Origin of the sequence: Paenibacillus montaniterrae, assembly GCF_018403185.1 — a bacterium.
In the GTDB taxonomy this organism is placed as follows: domain Bacteria; phylum Bacillota; class Bacilli; order Paenibacillales; family Paenibacillaceae; genus Pristimantibacillus; species Pristimantibacillus montaniterrae.
Genome location: NZ_BOSE01000001.1, coordinates 271,432 through 290,206 on the forward strand (window position 1 = coordinate 271,432; position 18,775 = coordinate 290,206).

The following is an 18,775-nucleotide window of genomic DNA, read 5'->3' on the forward strand; positions in this document are numbered from 1 at the left end:
ATAGGAGCGAATACGGATGAACATGCCGCAACAATCGATAGATGCCAAGCTATTTCAGCATGGAGGCGAGGCTGCTGGTGCTGCTTGCAGCCATAGCGGAATTCATGCACAGGTAAAATCACATACTATTGTAGATTTACGCGTGAAGGAAGACATTCAAGCGAAGGCTAGGGAGCTGGCGGATATGCTAGCTCAGTCGGAGGAGGTTGCACATTATCGCCGTGCTGAAGAAAAAATTAATAAGCATGAGCGAGTGCAGCAGCTAATTGCAGCGATTAAGAAGAAGCAAAAAGAAGCGGTTGCTTTCGAGAAAACGTTCAACAACCCGGAAATGGTGAAAAAGATTGAAGCAGAAATGAATGAGCTGCAGGACGAGCTGGACAGCATTCCAGTCGTTACAGAGTTTCAGCAAAGCCAGGCCGATATCAACTATTTGCTGCAGCTCGTTATTACGATCGTGCGCGATACATTAACCGATAAAATTAATTTGGAAGACGCGCTTAAGGAAGAAACGGACGACTGCCTCGACTAACGGCACAATGAAATAAAAGCATCAACTCATTCGCTGGCGGTATAATCAGCTTCCGCCACGCTTGAGTTGATGCTTTTTAGTTATTGCGATTTGTGTGGGCAGCCTTACATGTGGAGCTCTGATGCCGGCTTGCGTCTGCTCGCTTGCTGACCGCGAAGCTGCATAATCGGCTTATGTAGTGCAAAGAAGATGAGCAAGGCCAGCACTGATTTCAATACATCTCCGGTTACATATGGGTAGCAGGCAAGCGCGAGCGCTTTAGCAAGCGAAACATTGCCAAGCGAGGCCATAAACCACGGTACACCAACAACATACGCCAGCCAGGAGCTTAATGCCAGAAATACGAGCAAATACATCGCGTGCTTTTTCAATGAACGCTGAGGCAGCTTTGCTTCAAGCGCTTGAATGCAAAGGCTGATCAACATTGCACCAAACGGGAAGTATAAAATAAACCCTCCAGTTGGCCCCATAATATGAGCGATCCCGCTCTTACCGCCAAACACAGGCAGTCCAAGCAGTCCGAGCACAACTACGATGGCAATGCTGAGAAAGGCCGCTCTAGGCTTGAGCAGCATGCCAGCAATAATAACAGCCATCGTTTGCAGCGTAATCGGCACCGGCGAGAAGGCAAACTTCAATTGAATAGCAGAAAATACGATAAATATTGCGCTGCACAGTGCCGTATACACTAATGTACGTATTGGAATTGCTTTCATTCCATCCATCCTTCCATATTGCTATTTCATTGTTAACCATTTATAATTTAATTCGAGTTAACAATACGGAGTTTAGCATATTATCATTAGCTTGTGAAGAGGGCGATTTATATTTTTATTCCAACAACGACAAAAATTTATGCTGCTGAGCAGTTAGTGGCGATCCGCAGCTACGACCAGCATCAGCTATTGCAGCCTTTTACTTGCGCGGTTCACGAGGGTGAATGGATTACGCTCGTTGGTCGCAACGGCTCGGGTAAAAGCACATTAGGACGTATAATTAGCGGGCTGCAGCGCTCCGGACTGGAGATAACAGGGCAGGAGATGCGCCAGTCCGCAGACATATTTCCAATTGTAACGCAAATGACCTCCGATTACTTGCTTGGAGCAAGCGCATATGAGGATTTAGTGATCAGCTATGAGCAATATGGCAGGCGGGTTGAGCCTGAACAGCTCGAAGCTCGCATTGATGAGCTGCTTGCCGCGCTGCAGCTGCGGGAGCTCAAGCATGTGCCGATCGATCAGCTGTCTGGCGGCGAGCGTCAGCTCGTTGCTTTTACCGGAGCGCTGTTAATGGAAACGCGATGCATTATTTTGGATGAAATTACTTCGATGCTTTCAGAGACAAACAAATGGCGAGTATGTGAGATGATTCGCAAGCTTGCCGCGGAGCAGGGCATTGCCGTGATCTGGATTACACAGCAGCTCGATGAGCTGGAGGCCAGCGACACTGTATGGGTCATGAGCGAGCTCGAGATGGTCTATCAAGGGTCGGCAGCAGAGCTTTACCGTTACTGCGGAGAAGAAGCAGGCTCCAAAGCCGCTCAGCTTGGCTTGCCAACTCCGTGGAGTGTGCATAAGAGCTATGAGCTTGGGCTAGCAGCGGAACAGCTGCAGTTTAACCCTTACAGCCTGGCGAAGGTGGTGAAGCAGCATGCAGTCGCAGCGTATTAAAGCCGCAGCAGACGGCGAAGCAGGGCGGCTTGAGCTCGTTGATGCTTTGCTGCTGCCCGAGAGCAATACGAGGCTGAGCTATCATTTTCTTGCAGGGCACAGCTATCTCATTCAAGGGCATAACGGAGCAGGCAAATCAACGCTGCTGCAAAGGCTGGCGGGCATCGAGCCGGTTGCTCAAGGCATCGTTCGCATTGGCGAATTGCCGCTTGCCAGCAAAAATTGGCGCGGCAAGCTGAAGTGGAATAAAGCAGCGCTTATGCAAATCCAGTATGTGCCGCAGCATATTGAGGATATGTGGTTTGGCGGAACGATTGTACAAGAGCTTAAGCTGACGCTGCAGCAATACAGTGCTGCAGACGGCAGTCTGCAGATGCGGCTGGAGCAGGCGCTTGAGCGCTATGGCATTACGCCGAGCCTGCATGAGCGGGAGCTGCAAAGCTTGAGTGTAGGGCAGCAGAAGCGTCTCGCTCTGGCAATCAGCTTTAGCTTGCAGGCGGAATGGCTGCTGCTGGACGAGCCGTTTGCCGGGCTGGATCAAGCGGGTAAGCAGCTTGTGCTGGAAAGTTTGGCGCAAAGAAAGCAGGCAGGTCAAGGTACAATTATAGTCAGCCATCAGCTGGAGGAGCTAATGCCGTTAATCGACGAAAATGTGCTGCTCGATGAGGGCGGCCTGCATGCAGCAGAAGCAGGGGCAATCAGCTCCGATGAAGCGAGGTTTGCACTGCTGCTGCAGCAAGCAGATGAGCAGCTGCTGCAGCCGTGGGAGCTTCATCGTACCGCCAGCGCGAAGCAGCAGCACACTGATCCGCATCGCCGGCATGAACGGATTAGCCGCCTGCCCAGCTTGTTCGATCCGCGCTCGCTTATGCTTAGCATGTTGCTTTGCTCGGCAAGCTTGCTGCTGTGGAATAGCTGGTATGCACTTGCGCTGTATGGCGTGTTGGCGCTCTCGACAGCGGTCTTGCTGCGCAGAAGCTCCGCCAATTGGCTTGGCATCGTGCTCGGCTTTGTCTTTATTTCCGCTATTTTTGCTGTAGTCGGGGGCTTGTCATTGGCTCCGCTTGCTTTTCATGCGGAGCCAGCATTGCAAATTGCCCAGCGCATGCTGTCGCTGCTCGTCATTATCGTATTAGGCTTGCCGCTGCTGTCGCTTATGACACCATTTCGCCTGCAGCGCGCCTTGCAGCAAAGCTTTGCGCCGCTGCGCAAGCTGAAGCTGTCCCTAGACAGCTATGCGCTGCTCGTATCGTTAATTTTTCGCATTGTGCCGATGTTATCGAAGCGCTGGCAGCAGCTGCAATCGCTGTGTCGAACAAGGTACAAGCAGACAGGTCTGCTTTCATGGCAAATGCTTTATGCCCTAATGCTTGCTTACGTCAGAAGCATGCTCAAGCTGTCAGATCAGCTTGCGACCAGCCTTGAGCTTAGAGGATACGACTGGATAAAAGAAAAGCCGCTGCTTCATGCACGAGTGCACTGGCAGCGGCAGGATTCCTTGCTGTTGTTGTTTATGCTCGGCTTGGCGTTAATCAATTTAGCCATTCATCGATCATTTTAATCCATAGTCCTTGCTCATCTGCAAGCAGCGTGCGCCAGCCATAGCGTTCAGCTGCTTGTAAATTTTTACGGCTGTCATCGACAAACACAATATCTGCAGGCCGCTCAAGCGTGTTGTCGATTTGCTCAAACCAAAGCGGATCAGGCTTGCGCAGACCTGCCTGATCTGAAATATGCACCGCATGCAGGCTGGAAAGCAGCGGCTCAAGCAGTGGCAGCAGCCATTCCGAACGATGATTGCTCATAATGACAAGCTTGCAGCCTGCTGACCAAGCTTTCAGCTTGTTTAAGGCTGGCAGCGGGCGAAGCTGCCCAGCGATCAGGGTTGCTCTTTGCTCGTCGCTTAATCGGATGCCGCGCGCCGATAGCCACTCCCACCACTGCTGCTCCGTACATGCGCCGCGCCACAGGTCATCACTAATTTCCTGCTTATATGCGGCATAGAGTGCCTGCTGCTCGCATTGGCCTATGTCACTTAGCTGCTGCCATAGACCGGGTGACAGATTTGTAGCCAGCACCCCACCTGCATCAAGCACCAGCGTTTTGTTCATGCTTGCTTCTTCCTTTCTCCAATGAAGCTGATTTTTCCCGGTACATCCAATACAGAACGAAGCCAGCGGCAATTATCGCAAGCACGCCGCCCAAGGCAAAGCCGTAGTCGATGCTGTACGCTTTGTTCAGGTAGCCGGCAATAAATGGACCGCTGAACATTCCAATTGCATAGATAGCCTGGTATAAGCCCATTGCTGTAGCTTTCATTTGCGGCTTGACATCCATAATCGCAAGGCTGAGGAAGAGCGGCAAATGCAGCCCTTGCGCAAAGCCGTTCAGCGCTTGCGTTGCATACATCCATGGCAAGCTTGGCACAACAATCAGGCCGAGCGTACAGAGGCTGCTTACAACAAATGCAAGCAGAATTGTCCGTTGGGCGCCAAGCGTTGGAATAAACCATTTGTTGACGACGATCGCCGCCAGCGCATGCGGCAGCATAAAGCAGAATACGAGCAGCGTCAGCTCTGTTCCGGAAGCGCCAAGCTCAGTTGCTTTCAATGGCGTAAAGCCAAACATCGTAATAAACAGCACGCCATGCGCGAGAATCGACAGCCAGCTTGCCCGCAGCAAAGGTCCAGTGCGAATAACTTCCCCGATTAGCTGCGGAGACATGCCGTGCTCGCGCTTAATGCCGGAGCGCGGTTCATGTAAAAACAGCGCCAGCAGCAAGCCGATCAAGCCGATGACCGCTCCCCCGATAAATGGCGCTGCGGAGCCTGCCAAATCAGTCAGCCAGCCGGACAGCAGCATCCCGATCATTTGCCCGACTACAGTAAGCAGGCTGATTTGCCCCATCGCCTTCGGAATTTCACGGTCGGAAAATTGACTTGCGTACATGACTGTAAAAGCTACCCAGGTCGAAGCGCAGATGCCTGCGACAGCACGTCCGAGCAAAGGCCACACCCATAAATTGGGTATAAGAAACAGCAAGCAGCTTAACGTAGTGCTGATCATGCCGACAATAATAAACGGCTTGCGCTTGCCTAATGTATCGGATAAGATGCCGATCGGAAAGCGAAACAGCAGCTGAATAAAGCCGTAGCTGGCAAGCACAATGCCGACAAATTTCAAAGAATAGTTTAAGCTGGATAAATAAGGTGATAGAATAGGAACATAGATGTACATGGAAATCCAGTACATAATCGTTACAACTACGAACAAGCCGCGCTGCGCAGCTTGAGATTGTGCCAGTTTCATTTGATCATCTCCTCAATTTAATGTACTAAATGTTTGGAGCGATGTCACGCGCTTTCTGCAATGTGAAAAAGCTGCAACTTTTGTCAGATTTTAAACGTTATAATGGAATAAACAGAATAGAGAGTGGAAGGGGTCATAATGTGCGCTATGATAAGAAAAGGAAGCTGCTAAGCGGGATCATTACAAGCTGTTTGGCATTATTGTTGATTTTACCAGGCCCGTCAGCTTATGCGACAGCTGAAGGAGAGAAAGCGGCCGACAAGCTTCATGTGCAGACGGAGGTAGGCTATAACGGCACTTATTTGCCTGGGAAAAGCGTACCTGTTACGTTTACGCTAAGCAATAATCTGAATCGCGACTTGAAGGGCGAGCTTGTGCTGAATATTAGGGATTCCAGCGGAGTGGCGGCTGCTCATATTATGCCGCTTGAAATTACAATGGGCAGCACAGTTGAAGCGGTTATGACGGTCGATGGCAGCTTTTCCAAATTAGGCTCCTGGATTCAATTTTACGAAGGCGGAGTTGATCGGGGCGAGCAGGTGGAAATCGATGGGACACGCTATCTAGAGGGGAAAAGCATTTCTACTCCAAATGTTATCGGCATTGCCGCAAGTGATCCCGACACGCTCAATTTCACAGCCTTTTTTAATAATAACGGAATAAGTACAACGCCAATTGTGTTGGGCGACGATTTTTATGCGGGTTCGATCCATGATCTATCGATGTTTTCGATTATTGCCTTGAATGACGTTGCCGCTGGGCAGTGGTCGGAGCAAAAGGTAAAGGCGATTAAGGATTGGGTAGCAAGCGGCGGGACATTACTGGTCGGAGGCGGAGCTGGCTATAGTCAAACGGCAGCAGCTTTTGCCGAGCTAGTGCCAGTGGAAGGACAAGCGACCGTAACCTGGAGTAGAGCTGACTTGCTTTCCAGTTATATTGGCAGTCCAGAGCCGCTCGCGCCTTTGCAAATTATCGATGGCAAGCTTGTGCGCGGCCGCATAGTGCTAGAGGATCAGGGAACACCGATCGTTGCGGTCAATGATTACGGGCATGGCAAGGTGTATTATACTGCCTTTGACCTTGGGTTGAAGCCATTTTCCAATTGGGATGGCCGTACTGAATTTTTGCAAAGCATCCTTGGCGAGCAGCTTATGCTGCAGGGCGCAGCTTATCAAGCCAACTACAACTGGCCACTTGAAAACAGTGCCAGCTATTTTCCACGCTTGAAATCGCCAGAGGTTGGCGGTCTGCTCGTTATTTTTGCCATATACACGCTGATCGTAGCGCCGATTCTTTATATCGTGCTGCGCCGTTTGGATCGTCGTGAATGGTCCTGGTGGCTCATTCCGACGATGGCGGTAGTATCGACAGTAATTATCGTAATCGTCGGCACAAGAGATAAAGCTGAGCTTTATATGAACGGTGTAAAGGTCGCGATGATTGATGATCAGGTTGTTAAGGAAGTCGGGGCACGCAAGGTGTTTATCCCGAACAGCAAGGATGTCCATATTGCGCTGCCGGAGCATTCTTACCCGCGGCTAAGCGAATCAAGCATTTCCAACAGCGCTGAGGTTAATACGAACAAGCAGCAGCGCATTTATTATAACGGGGCAAGCAGAGAGGCTGTCTATACGAACAATAAATATTGGACGACCAAATCCGTCGTGCTGCAGGAGCAAATTTACAATGCGGAGCAATACGGCACATTAAGCGCAACATTGCAAGATGGTTCGGCTAGTTTGCTTATTCGCAATGATACGGGCGTCGATGTCGAGCACTTGTCGCTCGCAGCAAATAACCAACTCTATTATATTGGCGCTCTGGCGGCAGGTGAGGAGGTTTCCTATTCATTGCCAGCATTGACGATTATAACGAATCAACCAAAATACTATGGCGGCAGCTACAGCTCGGATTTGGTAACAGGCTCGGGCATGGAATGGGAGCAGCTTGCTCGGGAAACCGCTTTGCTTGACAGCGGCAGCTATATTAACGATACCGCTATGCTAGTCGCGTTCAGCTATGATGACACAGCTAAATATGTAGTGAACGACAAGGCAGTCAAAAGCGATGAACTAACCGCATGGGTTGTCAATATTACTGACCAGTTGACAGATGGCCTGCTGCAGCAGGATCTTGTAAGTCCGTCGAATGTAATCGTCGAGCAAGGCGAATATTCACAAATGGATCAAGCATACTTCTCGCTCAATCAAGGCGAAATTCTGTTTAAGTATACGATCGCAGCGAGCCAAAGCGGCACGGCGTTGTCAGGTCAGGTGCAGTTGGACAATTATCAGAATTTCACCCCTTCGCTGCGCATTTTCAATGAAGAGCTGGGACAATGGGAAGACGTTCCTTCCGGAAGCTTTGAGCTGGAGCCGTATATGAATGAATTTAATATGCTGCAGGTGAAGCTTGACAGCGGACAAAATTATTTTGAAGGCAGCTTCCCGGTACTGCTGCTTGATCGTGAGGTGCAATAATGTCGGAATATATGATTGAAATAAACGGTCTGAAAAAAAACTTCGGCACCTTTCACGCCTTGAAGGGCATCGATTTTTCGATAAAAAAAGGAACGGTATTCGGTTTTGTCGGCCCAAACGGAGCAGGCAAGTCGACGACGATGTCGATTCTCGCTACGCTCATGCTGCCGTCAGAAGGAACAGCCAAGGTAGATGGCATGGATGTTACAGAGCAGCCGCATGAGGTACGCAAAAAAATTGGCTACATGCCTGATTTCTTCGGTGTATACGATCAGCTGAAAACAGATGAGTATTTGCATTTTTACGGCGGCAGCTACGGCATTCCGCGCAAGGAGCGGGAGCAGCTTATTCCACAGCTGCTGGAGCTGGTCAACTTGTCGGATAAGCGCGATGCCTATGTAGATTCCTTGTCGCGAGGTATGAAGCAGCGCTTGTGCCTGGCACGCTGCCTTGTGCATGATCCCGAGCTGCTTATTCTTGACGAGCCTGCTTCAGGGCTGGATCCGCGAGCACGGATCGAAATGCGGGAAATTTTGAAGGAATTGAAAAGCATGGGCAAAACGATCATTATTTCCTCGCATATTTTGCCTGAGCTGGCTGAGATGGTCGATGAAATTGGTGTAATCGAGCATGGGGAAATGGTTGCTGTCGGCAATATTAACCATATTCAGCAGCAGCTGATGGCCAAGCGCCAGCTCAGCATTAAAACAAGCAGCAGACAGGATGAGCTGAAGCTATTTCTTAACGATCAGCCGCATGTGCAGGGCGTATTTATTGATGGACAGACACTGGAGGTTCAGTTCTCCGGGCAGGACGTCGAGCAGGCAGCGCTGCTTAAGGCGATATTGCTGGCTGGCTTTGAGGTTATTTCGTATCAGGAAGCGCAAACGGATCTCGAGGATATCTTCCTTGCGATTACGAGGGGAGGAGGAGCCGAGCAATGAGCAAATCCATTCAAGCATTAAAGCAGTTTTTTCTCAATCCGGTTATTGATAAGGAATACCGGCTGCGCATGCGGACCTCAAGATCTATGTGGACGCTGCTTGCTTATTTGATCGCAATGGGCTTGTTTGCAGGCGTGATTTTCTCGATTGTCGGGATTAGTTCAGGGCGCAACGCCTACGATAACGAATTTTCAGGGATAGCCTTTATCGTGCTTTCCTTTGCTCAGCTGGGGCTTATCGCTTTTATGTCTCCGGGCTTGACGGCTGGAGTCGTCAGCAGCGAGCGTGAAAAGCAGACATTGAATTTGCTGCTTACTACGCAGCAATCCTCGTTTACGATTATTGTCAGCAAGCTGTTGAGCAGCATCGGTTTTATATTGCTCATTGTGTTTGCATCGCTGCCGCTTTACGGGATTGTGTTCTTGTATGGCGGAATATCGCCTGATCAGCTATTGTCCGTTTTTGCCTTTTTTATTTTTAACATGTTTGTGTTTGGATCATTTGGTATTTTGTTCTCGACGCTATTCAAGCGGACGATGATGGCGGTCATTGTAACCTATGGTGTGGTGCTGTTTATGTTTGCGGGGACAGGGATTATTTACTTGCTGTTCTTCAGTGGATATACGAACTATATCCATTCAGGAAATGCCAGTCAGAATCTTGATTTTTCGTGGATTTTGCATTTTCTGGCTATTAATCCGGCCTTCGCGATGTTTAGTTTATTTGACACTGGCGACTGGCATTTATCGCTTGCCAATGTTAACAATAGCTCTGGTGCGAAGGGATATTTCGATTATGTGCCGTTTTGGCTGGAATATGTTCTGTTTTACACGATTATGCTTGTGCTGGCGCTTGTAGCAGCAATTCGCAAGCTAAGACCTGTTAAAAGAAGGAAAGGCTAATTGCCTTTTGAAAAAGAGCTGATCCGCTCCGGTTCATCCGGCATAGACAGTGCAGAGGACAGGCAGCAAGCGTTATAAAGGATAGAGGAGTCTAGTTAAGGCGTGTCTGAGAACTCCGAGGCCACGCCCTGGTATAGACTCCTTTCTGCTATGTGAGGAGGTGCAACGATGACCGCTATGATGTCATCGCTAAAGGCGATTGCAAGACGCTGGAATAAAGTCAAGCTGCTGGCAGCATTCGTTCAAGGTATCGTGTACGGTGCGGTGCTGCCGTTCATACTATTGATCGTTTCCAGGCTTGTTCCCATTATGTACAGCAAGTGGATTGCGGCCGCGATCTGGCTGCTTGCAATAGCAGCAATCGAGCTGGCGAGCTGGCTGAAGCGAATGAAGGAGCTTGATGCAGCCAAGCTGGTTGATGTTGAGCTTGGCGAGGATTCGGTGCTGACTGCGCTAACTTTGGAGGAAAAGCAGGCAAACTCGCCATTGGGCCAGCTTGTACTGGCGCAGGCATTGCAATCTGCCAAGCAATATGAGCAAGAGCTGCCAGCGCGCATTCCTTGGAAGCGAGGCTGGCAAGCAAAGCGCTGGATTTATTTAATGTCGTTAACTATTTTTGTGGTTGGGGTTTTATTTGCTGTACCTAATGAGCAGGATGCGGTCGCGAAGCAAATAAAAATAAAGGAAGAAATGAAAGAGGAAATCGCGACGCAGCTTGAAGAGATGAAGGAGCAAATTGAGCAGTCGCAGCTTGAGGAGGAAAGCAAGCAGGAGCTGCTTGCTTCACTCGACGAGCTGCTGCAAAAGCTGGATGAGCAAAAGCAGCTTGAACTGCAAAATCGCGAGGAGCTGCAGCAGGCATTGGAGCAGCTGAAGGAGAAGACGGAGGAAAAACAGCAGCAGATGGAGCAGTTGAAGCAATTGAACGAAGGGATTGCCGCTCAGCCATCGCTGCAGCAGCTGCAGCAGGCGATGAATAAAGCGCTGGAACAGCAAGGCGCAGAGCAGCAAGCCGAGCTGCGCGAGGCATTAAAGCAGTTGTCGAAGGAGCAGTCTGAAGCGCTGCAGCAATTGGCCGAGCAGCTTGCGGAACAGCAGCCCGAGCTATCCTCGCTCATGCAGGAAGCGTCAGAGCAGCTTGCTTCTGGCGCTATGAATGAGCAGACAAGCGAGCAGCTTGTTGACGCTTTATCCGAGCTGCTGTCTGCGGAGGCGTTAAGCGAAATGCTAAGTGAAGCTGGCAGCGGCTTGGCGCAGCAGCTTAGTGATTTAAGCAGCTCGCTGGCACAGACCGATCCTTCCTTAAGTCAAAGCCTTGCGGAAGCAGTTGAACAGGTTGAAGGGTCGGGTCAAGGAGCTGGACAGAGCCAAGGAAATAGTCAGGGAGAAGGCAATGGTGAAGGCCAAGGCGAAGGTCAGGGAGAAGGCAATGGTGAAGGCCAAGGCGAAGGTCAGGGAGAAGGCAATGGTGAAGGTCAAGGAGCTGGCAACGGCTCCGGGCAGGGCCAAGGAAACGGTCAAGGAGCTGGCAACGGCTCCGGGCAGGGTCAAGGAAGCGGTCAAGGAAGCGGCTCGGGAGCAGGAGCAGGTCAGGGAGGCGGCGCTGGCAGTGCGCCAGGCAACCATGCGACAATTACAACGCCGCGCATTGAAGGATCAAGCGAGGTTAGTGTGGATGGCGGCCCAAGCTCCGGCGGGCAAACGATCTCTGGCGGCATCTCGCCAATGCTGGAGGGACAGCAGGGCGATTACAGTGAGGTGTTCCGCGAGTATGAAGCTGCAGCGAAGGATTCCTTGAACCGTTCAACGCTGCCATCGCATGTTCAGTCCAAGGTTCAGCAATATTTTGATTCCATTCAGCCCGAATAGATTTGACGAATAGAAACGGAGGAGCATATGGTGGAAAGCAATCTGCAAATCGAGCAAGCGAAGCAATGGATTGTTTCATTAAAAGAGGAGATAAAGAGCGTAATCGTCGGACAGGAGCAGGTGGTTGAACAGCTGCTCTGGTGTGTCGTTGCAGGTGGTCATGCACTGCTCGAGGGAATCCCGGGCCTCGGCAAAACGATGCTCATTCGCACGTTGTCAGAGGCGATGGAGCTGCAGTTTTCCCGCATTCAATTTACACCGGATCTGATGCCTGCGGACATTACCGGCACTACCTTGCTGGATTTGGCCTCGCATACTCAAAAATTTAGCCGCGGTCCAATATTCGGCAACCTTGTTCTGGCTGATGAAATTAACCGCGCGACTCCGAAAACACAAAGCGCGCTGCTCGAGGCGATGCAGGAAGGCACCGTTACAGCAGCAGGAGAAAGCTATGCGCTGCCAAAGCCATTTTTCGTACTGGCAACGCAAAACCCGATTGAGCAGGAAGGAACGTATCCGCTGCCGGAGGCGCAGCTGGACCGCTTTCTCGTTAAAATCGGCATTGAATATCCAACGCGAGACGAATTGAAGGAAATCGTAAAGCGCACAACCGGCACGCAAATTAACCGGGCCAGTGTCGTGCTTGGCGCGGCAGAGCTTAAGCAGCTGCAGCATTTGGCCAAGCAAATCATATGCTCCGAGGAAATGCTGGAGCTGGCTGTCAGCTTTACAATGCGCACCCATCCGCATGAAGCCGATGCGCCTGCGCTCGTAAAGCAATATGTGCGTTATGGAGCGGGGCCGCGCGCCCTGCAAGGCTTAATCTCGATCGCTCGCGTACGGGCACTGATGCAAGGTCGCGCCCATGTTTCGTGGGGGGATTTGTCGGCCGTTGCCAAGCCTGTGTTTCGGCATCGCATCGGCTTGAGCTACGAGGCGCAGGCTCAAGGCATTTCCAGTGATCATATTATCGAGCAAATCGAGCAATCAATCGAGCAAGAACGTACGAGGCAGTAAGGAGGGCTAGCATGGCTGAGCATCAATCTTCGAACCGCCTGCACGATATGAAGCTGCTGTTTCCATATGACGGCTGGCTTGCCAAGCTGGATGGCATCGTGCTGAATGCCAGCTCAAGAGTAAAAGGCATGCTGGCAGGCAAGCGGAAATCGAGCAGTCTTGGCAGCTCGCTTGAATTTGCCGACTATCGCGCTTATATTGCTGGCGACGATATTCGCCGTATTGACTGGAATCTGTATGGCCGCACCTCAAAGGCATATATACGGCAATACTGGGACGAGCAGGAGCGCAGCTTTCAGCTTTATGTGGATAGCAGCCAGTCGATGCGAGGCTTTGGCGAGGACGAGCAAAATAAATGGCTGTTTGCGATGAGGGCTGCAGCCAGCATTGGTTATTTGGCGCTGCAAAGCGAGGATCGCATGGGACTTTCCTTATTCAACGAGCGTGAGGTTTTTGGGCAGCTGCCCAATCTTTATGGCAAGCAAGCGAAATTTACGCTGCTTATGAGGCTTGCCGAGCTGATTCGCACCGTACAGCAGCAGAGCCATACAGCAAATGAGCAGCAAGCGCCGCTCACCGATGTAACCGATGCGCTCATGCCGTTCTCTGATGGCAGCAAGCTGCCGAGACGGGCAGGCGTGACATGGATATTCTCCGATGGGCTGTATGAGCAGGGCTTTGAGCAGCTATTGGCCAATTTGCAGGCTCGACAGCAGCAGGTGGTGTTTGTTCACATTCTGCATCGCGAGGAGCTGGAGCCGCAGCTCGAGGGGGAGCTGAGGTTGGTTGATATCGAAACGACTCAGGCCAAGGAGGTCGCGATGTCGCAAAGCATTATGGAGCGCTATAAGCAGGGCGTTGCGATGTTTATCGATCAGCTGCGAACAGCTTGTGAACGCAGAGGGATAACGTATTACCGGATGAATTGCAGCGAGCCACTGCCAGACGGCTTTATGAAGCTGCTGGAGCAGGGAGAACAGCTTCGCTACCGTTAAATAGAAGAGATGACGAATAAAAGGTTTAGGAGGTGGCAGCTTGCATTGGCTTTCTACAGCATCAGCGTGGTTTGGGCTCGCTTGCTTGTTGATCATTGCGATGTATATTTTGAAAAAACGCTATGAGCCCAAAGCGATTTCCAGCCATTTGCTATGGCGCAAGGCGCTGCAGGAGCAGGAAGCCAACAAGCCCTGGCAGCGCTTGAAGCAGCGGCTGCTGCTTTGGCTTCAGCTTATCGCCGCTATTATTATCGTGCTTTCCTTAATGGAGCCTGCTATCGAAAAGCAGCTGACGAAGGATGCGCATGCAATTATTTTGATTGATCGCTCAGCCAGCATGGCGACCTCGGAGCTTGAGGGCGGAGACAGCTATTTGACGCAGGCGAAGCAGGATGCGCTGCAATGGATTGATCAGCAATATGATGGCGGCGCAGTAACCTTGATTACGAACGGCGATTATCCATCTATTTTGCTCAATCGCTCGCAGCAAAAAACGGAAATTGTGCAGGCTATTCAGCATATTGAGCCTTACTATGGCATATCGGATGATGAAACCGCGCTAAGCTTGGCAAGAGCGCTAGTGGATCAAAATGAGGCAGCGGTCATTCATTACTTTATTGATGAGCGCTTTAAAACGGCGCCGCAGTCGCTGCAGCAAGCTGCGGCGTGGCAGGAGCAATGGCATATGTACGCCGCAACCGCAGCGCAGCATGACGATCGAATTCGCAGCTTTACGCTGACAGCGACTGATCAGACAGCGCGCGCCTTCGTTACAGTACTGCATGCTGCCCAGGAGGAGGAACTGGAAATCAACCTTGTCGCCTATAATGAAAAGGGGCAGGAGCAGCATCGGGAAACAGCTAAAAGACGCGCCCAGCCCGAAGGAATAACGACTTTTCAGATAGAGGGCTTGCCAAAGGCTCACTATTATATGGTAGAGCTCAAGCAGCGGCAAGGAGATCCGAACAGCTACAACAATAAGCAATACGGGCTGCTTTCTGAGCAAGCCTCCTATCAGGCACTGCTAATCACTGAAGGCAATTTGTTTTTGGAAAAAGCGCTGCAGCTGCTTAATGTCGCTGTGACCAAGCTTGACAATACGTCTGCGTCTGGAGTGCCGAGCCGCGAAGCGCTTGAAGCGATTCAGTTCATCATCGTAGATGGAAACTATGAACGTCTTGCTGAGCAGGAGGAGTGGAAGGCGGTGCTGGACAGCTATCCGCTGTGGATTATCGATCACCCGACTGAACAGGAAGCAGTCAAGCTTGTACAGAAGGAAGCAGTGGTGCATGAGCATCCGGTTACGCAATATTTTTCAATGGAGGATACGTATATAGCCGCTATCAAGCAGCTGGATATGAGCGAGCTGTCAGACTATGATGTTCTTGTGGAATATGGAGGAGCACCTGCAATTATTGCGGGAGTGAAACAGCAAAAGCCATTCCTGCGTTATGGATTTGCACTGCAGGACAGCGACTTGCCGCTGCGGGCTCCTTTCCCGATATTAATGATGCAGAGCATTGAATATATGGCAGCAGGCTCAAGTCAGCAGCTTGGCTATATGCTGGTGCAATCGGAGCCGACCTTGTCGCTGCTTGCAGGCACAAGCAGCAGCTATTGGCAGCTGCTAGATGGACAGCAACCTAAGCAGCAGTCGGAGCCGATTGCAATTCCGCATGCTGATCGCATTATTGCGCCGTCTCTGCCGGGCGTATATGAGCTGGTAGAGCAGGATGAGCAAGGCAAAGCGATTCAGCAGCGCACGGCCATCGTCACTGCGGATACGACTGAATTTACAGCAGGCAGAATTGCAACGGCGCTTGAGCAAGCCCAGAGCGCGCCAGCTGGAGAGCAGGCGCAGCCGGCGACGAGCGGGCTTAGCCTGCTGACACCATGGCTAGCAGCCCTATTGCTGCTGCTGTTGCTTGGTGAATGGGAGGTGTATCGTCGTGGGCTTTAATGCTGCTTTACCTTGGGCATTGCTGTTGCTGCTGCTTATACCTTGCTATATTTGGTATCAATATCGCTTCACGTCACGTATAACCGGCACGCGCAAGCATATCGCGATTGCGCTGCGCTCCGTTATTTTGCTGCTCATTATATGCTTAATTGCAGGGCTTCAGCCTTACACGAGCAGCGAGCAGCGCAATGTCGTTGCAGTTGTGGACCGCTCGGCATCTGCTGGCGGATTGCAGCAGGCGCTGTCTTTTATTGAGGCATTTGACGAGCAGGATGAGAAAAATCAATTGGCAATTATGTCTTTTGCCAAGAACATTATGATTGATCGCGCACTGCAGCCGCTAAAGGATTGGCAGCCGCTTCAAGCGTTCCATACGGTGGTCAATGAGGAGGCTACCAATATTGCTGCTGCATTGCGGCAAGCAGGCGGTTTGCTCAATCAGTCCGGCGGCGGCAAAATTGTGCTGCTGACAGACGGGCATGAAACAGCGGGCAGCCTTGTAAAGGAAGCGCAGCTGCTTGAAGCAATGAACGTTATCGTTGATGTGGTGCAGCTTCCAGGCAAGGTGAGCAAGGATGCCGCGATTTCAAGATTTAAAGTGCCGGCACAGCTGAAGGAAGGGGAAAAATATCAGCTTAGCGTTACCGTAGAAAGCACCAATCAAGCGACAGCGGAGCTGCTTGTTTATGAGGATGATGCGTTAATTGCCAAGCAAGCGGTAGAGCTGATCGAAGGCTCCAATACGTATTTGCTTGATGCGGTGGCGACAAGTCCGGGCATGAGACAGTATCGTGCCGTCATTCAGATGGCAGACGATTCCGAGACGAAAAACAATACGGGCTATGCCTTCAGCCGCGTTGATGGTCCTGCCGGCGTGCTTATCGTAGAGGGTGAAAAGGGCAGCTCGCAAAATATTGAGGCTGCGCTCGCTTCCTCTTATATCGCTTATCGCACCATCTCTCCAGTCGAGCTGAGCTATGAACTGGCGCAATATGTTCAGTATGACGCGATCATATTCAACAATGTCAGCGCGGTCGATTTGCCGCAAATTAAAATGGAGCATATTGAATCGGCTGTGCGCAACTACGGTGTTGGCTTTGTTATGCTGGGGGGCAGTGACAGCTATGGTGTTGGCGGATATTTTGATACGCCGGTTGAACGGATTTTGCCAGTAAATATGCAGCTGTCAGGCAAAAAGAAAATTCCAGACCTGCAGCTTATGCTTGTAATAGATCATTCAGGCAGTATGATGGGCAATAAAATGGAGCTTGCCAAGGAAGCGGCGGCTCGAACTGTCGAGCTGATGCGTCCAGTCGATACCGTAGGCGTCATTGCTTTCGATACAATGGCGAAATGGATCGTCTCGCCAGTCAAGCTGACGGACAAGGAGTCCGTGATTAGCAGCATTATGTCGATCCAGCCTGACGGCGGAACTGATATTTATCCAGCACTTGCCAGGGCTTATGATGGCTTTGAGCTTGATGCTCCGGCAAGAAAGCATGTTATATTGCTGACGGACGGCATATCGCCCTATACGCCAGCCTACGAAACCTTGCTGGCTGATATGAAAAGCAACAATATTACGCTTTCCACTGTCGCTGTAGGGCAGGATTCGGATATTAACTTTTTAAGCTCGCTAGCCGAGAACGGCGGAGGAAGGTCCTACTATACCGAGGATGAGTCGACGCTGCCAGCAATCTTTTCACGCGAAGCGACTCTAATGTCACGCGCTTATATCGTTGAGGAACGAATTGTGCCGCAGGAGGGCTATGCCGGCTCCTGGTCCCAGCTGTGGCGGGACGGACTGCCCCATTTAGATGCTTATGTAGCGACAAGTCCAAAATCGACGGCTGAAATCGCACTCTGGTCGCCGCAAGAAGACCCGCTGCTGGCGCGCTGGAATGTTGGTGCAGGAAAAAGCGTCGCCTTTACGTCGGATGTAAACGGCAAATGGAGCTCGGACTGGATCGCGTGGGCCAAATTCCCGGAGGTGTTTACGGAGTGGGTAAGATGGACCTATCCGCAGTTTGTGCAGACGCCTTACAGCATCGAGCAGAATAGTGAAGGCAAGCTAATCGTTTCCAGCAATGATTCGGCAACCTATTCTAATTTAGCGATGACGGTTGAAGCTGGCGGACAGACTGAAGTGCTTCCGCTTGTACCGACTGGCAATGGGCAGTATGAAGCGGATGCCAGTCAGCTTGAAAGCGGTGTTTACTTTACGCAAATTGGCGAGCAGAGCTCAGCGGAAGCGGGTGGCAATGCAGGCGCTAGTGCAGGCAATGACGAAGGAAACGGTGCTGCAGGCGCCGGTACAGGCGTGCAGAACGGCATCACAACAGGCTTTATTGTGCCTTACTCGGCCGAATATCAGCTTAATGCTGATCAGCAGCAGGCAATTCAAAAGCTTGCAGCGCTTGCTGAGCTGACTGGAGGAAGCGTGCTGACTACGGAGGCTGTTGATTCAGTCTATCAATTTGCTCCTGCTATGCAGAAGAAAAGCTATGATTGGTCAAGATGGCTGCTGATGCTGCTATTGGCGCTATGGCTGCTCGATATTGCCAATCGACGCTTATCGCTGCCTTGGCGCAGCTGGCTTGCCAAGCTGTCGCCAGCAAGCAAGGCGCAGCAGACGGTCGCTTCGCCTGCGGCAACAAGCGGCGAAGCTTTGCAGCGGTTAAAGCAGCGCAAGCAGCATATGGCAGAGCGCGTACAGCGCCTGCGGCAGGAAGAAAGCTGGTCGCAGCCTTTGAAAGCAGAAGAACATGCGCGATCCGGTGCAGATGCACGAACTGCCAATGATCGTGCCACTGAGGCCTCGAGAGCGGCAGGCAGAGCTTCTACGAGCCAGCAGTACAGCGGCAGTGAGCAGAAGCACAAAGGCAGCGAGCGGCAGCACAGCGGTAGCGAACAGCAGCACAGCGGTAGCGAACAGCAGCACAACAGCAGCGAGCAGCAGCAAGCGCATTTGCAAAAGCCATTAAGTGGAGCTAACAAGCAGGAAGCGGGCGGCAAAGACCAGGCTGCGAATGATACGATGAATCGTCTGCTGGCTGCCAAAAACCGCAGAAAGCAGTGACGCTCTAAATGGGCATTC

Annotated in this window: 14 protein-coding genes; 11 read left to right on the forward strand and 3 right to left on the reverse strand. The window is 51.3% G+C overall.

What is annotated here, in order from left to right; translation table 11 throughout:
- Positions 1-16 precede the first annotated feature (16 nt).
- Entirely contained in the window at positions 17-532 is a 516-nt protein-coding gene (locus KJS52_RS01370) for a YlbF/YmcA family competence regulator (protein WP_246563027.1), read from the forward strand.
- 104 nt (positions 533-636) lie between these two features.
- Here the strand turns inward: KJS52_RS01370 and KJS52_RS01375 are convergent, their stop codons facing one another.
- A complete protein-coding gene (locus KJS52_RS01375) occupies positions 637-1,248 on the reverse strand; it encodes a biotin transporter BioY (protein ID WP_213512848.1) in 612 nt (203 codons plus the stop codon).
- A gap of 93 nt (positions 1,249-1,341) precedes the next feature.
- On the opposite strand from KJS52_RS01375, the gene KJS52_RS01380 reads away from it, so the two are divergent.
- Positions 1,342-2,202 carry an energy-coupling factor ABC transporter ATP-binding protein gene (locus KJS52_RS01380; protein WP_213512849.1) on the forward strand — a complete coding sequence of 287 codons (861 nt, stop codon included), beginning with the start codon at positions 1,342-1,344 and terminating at the stop codon, positions 2,200-2,202.
- The gene (locus KJS52_RS01385; RefSeq protein WP_213512850.1) at positions 2,183-3,763 is read left to right on the forward strand and encodes an ATP-binding cassette domain-containing protein; all 1,581 of its coding nucleotides are present in this window, start codon (positions 2,183-2,185) and stop codon (positions 3,761-3,763) included. Before KJS52_RS01380 ends, KJS52_RS01385 begins: the two co-directional genes overlap by 20 nt.
- On the opposite strand, the gene KJS52_RS01390 is transcribed toward KJS52_RS01385, so the two are convergent.
- A complete protein-coding gene (locus tag KJS52_RS01390; RefSeq protein ID WP_213512851.1) occupies positions 3,735-4,313 on the reverse strand; it encodes an HAD family hydrolase in 579 nt (192 codons plus the stop codon). The genes KJS52_RS01385 and KJS52_RS01390 overlap by 29 nt on opposite strands.
- Positions 4,291-5,511, reverse strand: coding sequence for an MFS transporter (locus tag KJS52_RS01395; protein ID WP_213512852.1), 1,221 nt, complete (start codon positions 5,509-5,511; stop codon positions 4,291-4,293). Before KJS52_RS01395 ends, KJS52_RS01390 begins: the two co-directional genes overlap by 23 nt.
- A gap of 191 nt (positions 5,512-5,702) precedes the next feature.
- Between KJS52_RS01395 and KJS52_RS01400 the strand changes: the two genes are divergently transcribed.
- The 8 genes from KJS52_RS01400 (at position 5,703) to KJS52_RS01435 (ending at position 18,757) form a co-directional block, all read left to right on the forward strand.
- The gene (locus KJS52_RS01400) at positions 5,703-7,991 is read left to right on the forward strand and encodes a DUF8725 domain-containing protein (protein WP_213512853.1); all 2,289 of its coding nucleotides are present in this window, start codon (positions 5,703-5,705) and stop codon (positions 7,989-7,991) included.
- Positions 7,992-8,002: 11 nt separating this feature from the next.
- Positions 8,003-8,935 (forward strand): ABC transporter ATP-binding protein, encoded by a 933-nt coding sequence (locus tag KJS52_RS01405; RefSeq protein ID WP_213513758.1) that lies wholly within the window; start codon positions 8,003-8,005, stop codon positions 8,933-8,935.
- Complete coding sequence (locus KJS52_RS01410) at positions 8,932-9,837, forward strand: ABC transporter permease (protein ID WP_213512854.1); 906 nt, start codon at positions 8,932-8,934, stop codon at positions 9,835-9,837. The genes KJS52_RS01405 and KJS52_RS01410 overlap by 4 nt, the downstream gene beginning before the upstream one ends.
- 168 nt (positions 9,838-10,005) lie before the next feature.
- Positions 10,006-11,706, forward strand: coding sequence for a DUF8809 domain-containing protein (locus tag KJS52_RS01415; RefSeq protein WP_213512855.1), 1,701 nt, complete (start codon positions 10,006-10,008; stop codon positions 11,704-11,706).
- A gap of 27 nt (positions 11,707-11,733) precedes the next feature.
- Complete coding sequence (locus KJS52_RS01420) at positions 11,734-12,723, forward strand: AAA family ATPase (protein ID WP_213512856.1); 990 nt, start codon at positions 11,734-11,736, stop codon at positions 12,721-12,723.
- An 11-nt stretch (positions 12,724-12,734) separates the two neighbouring features.
- A complete protein-coding gene (locus KJS52_RS01425; RefSeq protein ID WP_213512857.1) occupies positions 12,735-13,718 on the forward strand; it encodes a DUF58 domain-containing protein in 984 nt (327 codons plus the stop codon).
- A gap of 40 nt (positions 13,719-13,758) precedes the next feature.
- Complete coding sequence (locus tag KJS52_RS01430; protein WP_213512858.1) at positions 13,759-15,678, forward strand: vWA domain-containing protein; 1,920 nt, start codon at positions 13,759-13,761, stop codon at positions 15,676-15,678.
- Positions 15,668-18,757: a vWA domain-containing protein gene (locus KJS52_RS01435; RefSeq protein ID WP_213512859.1), complete on the forward strand. Its 3,090-nt coding sequence runs from the start codon at positions 15,668-15,670 to the stop codon at positions 18,755-18,757. The genes KJS52_RS01430 and KJS52_RS01435 overlap by 11 nt, the downstream gene beginning before the upstream one ends.
- Positions 18,758-18,775: the final 18 nt, after the last annotated feature.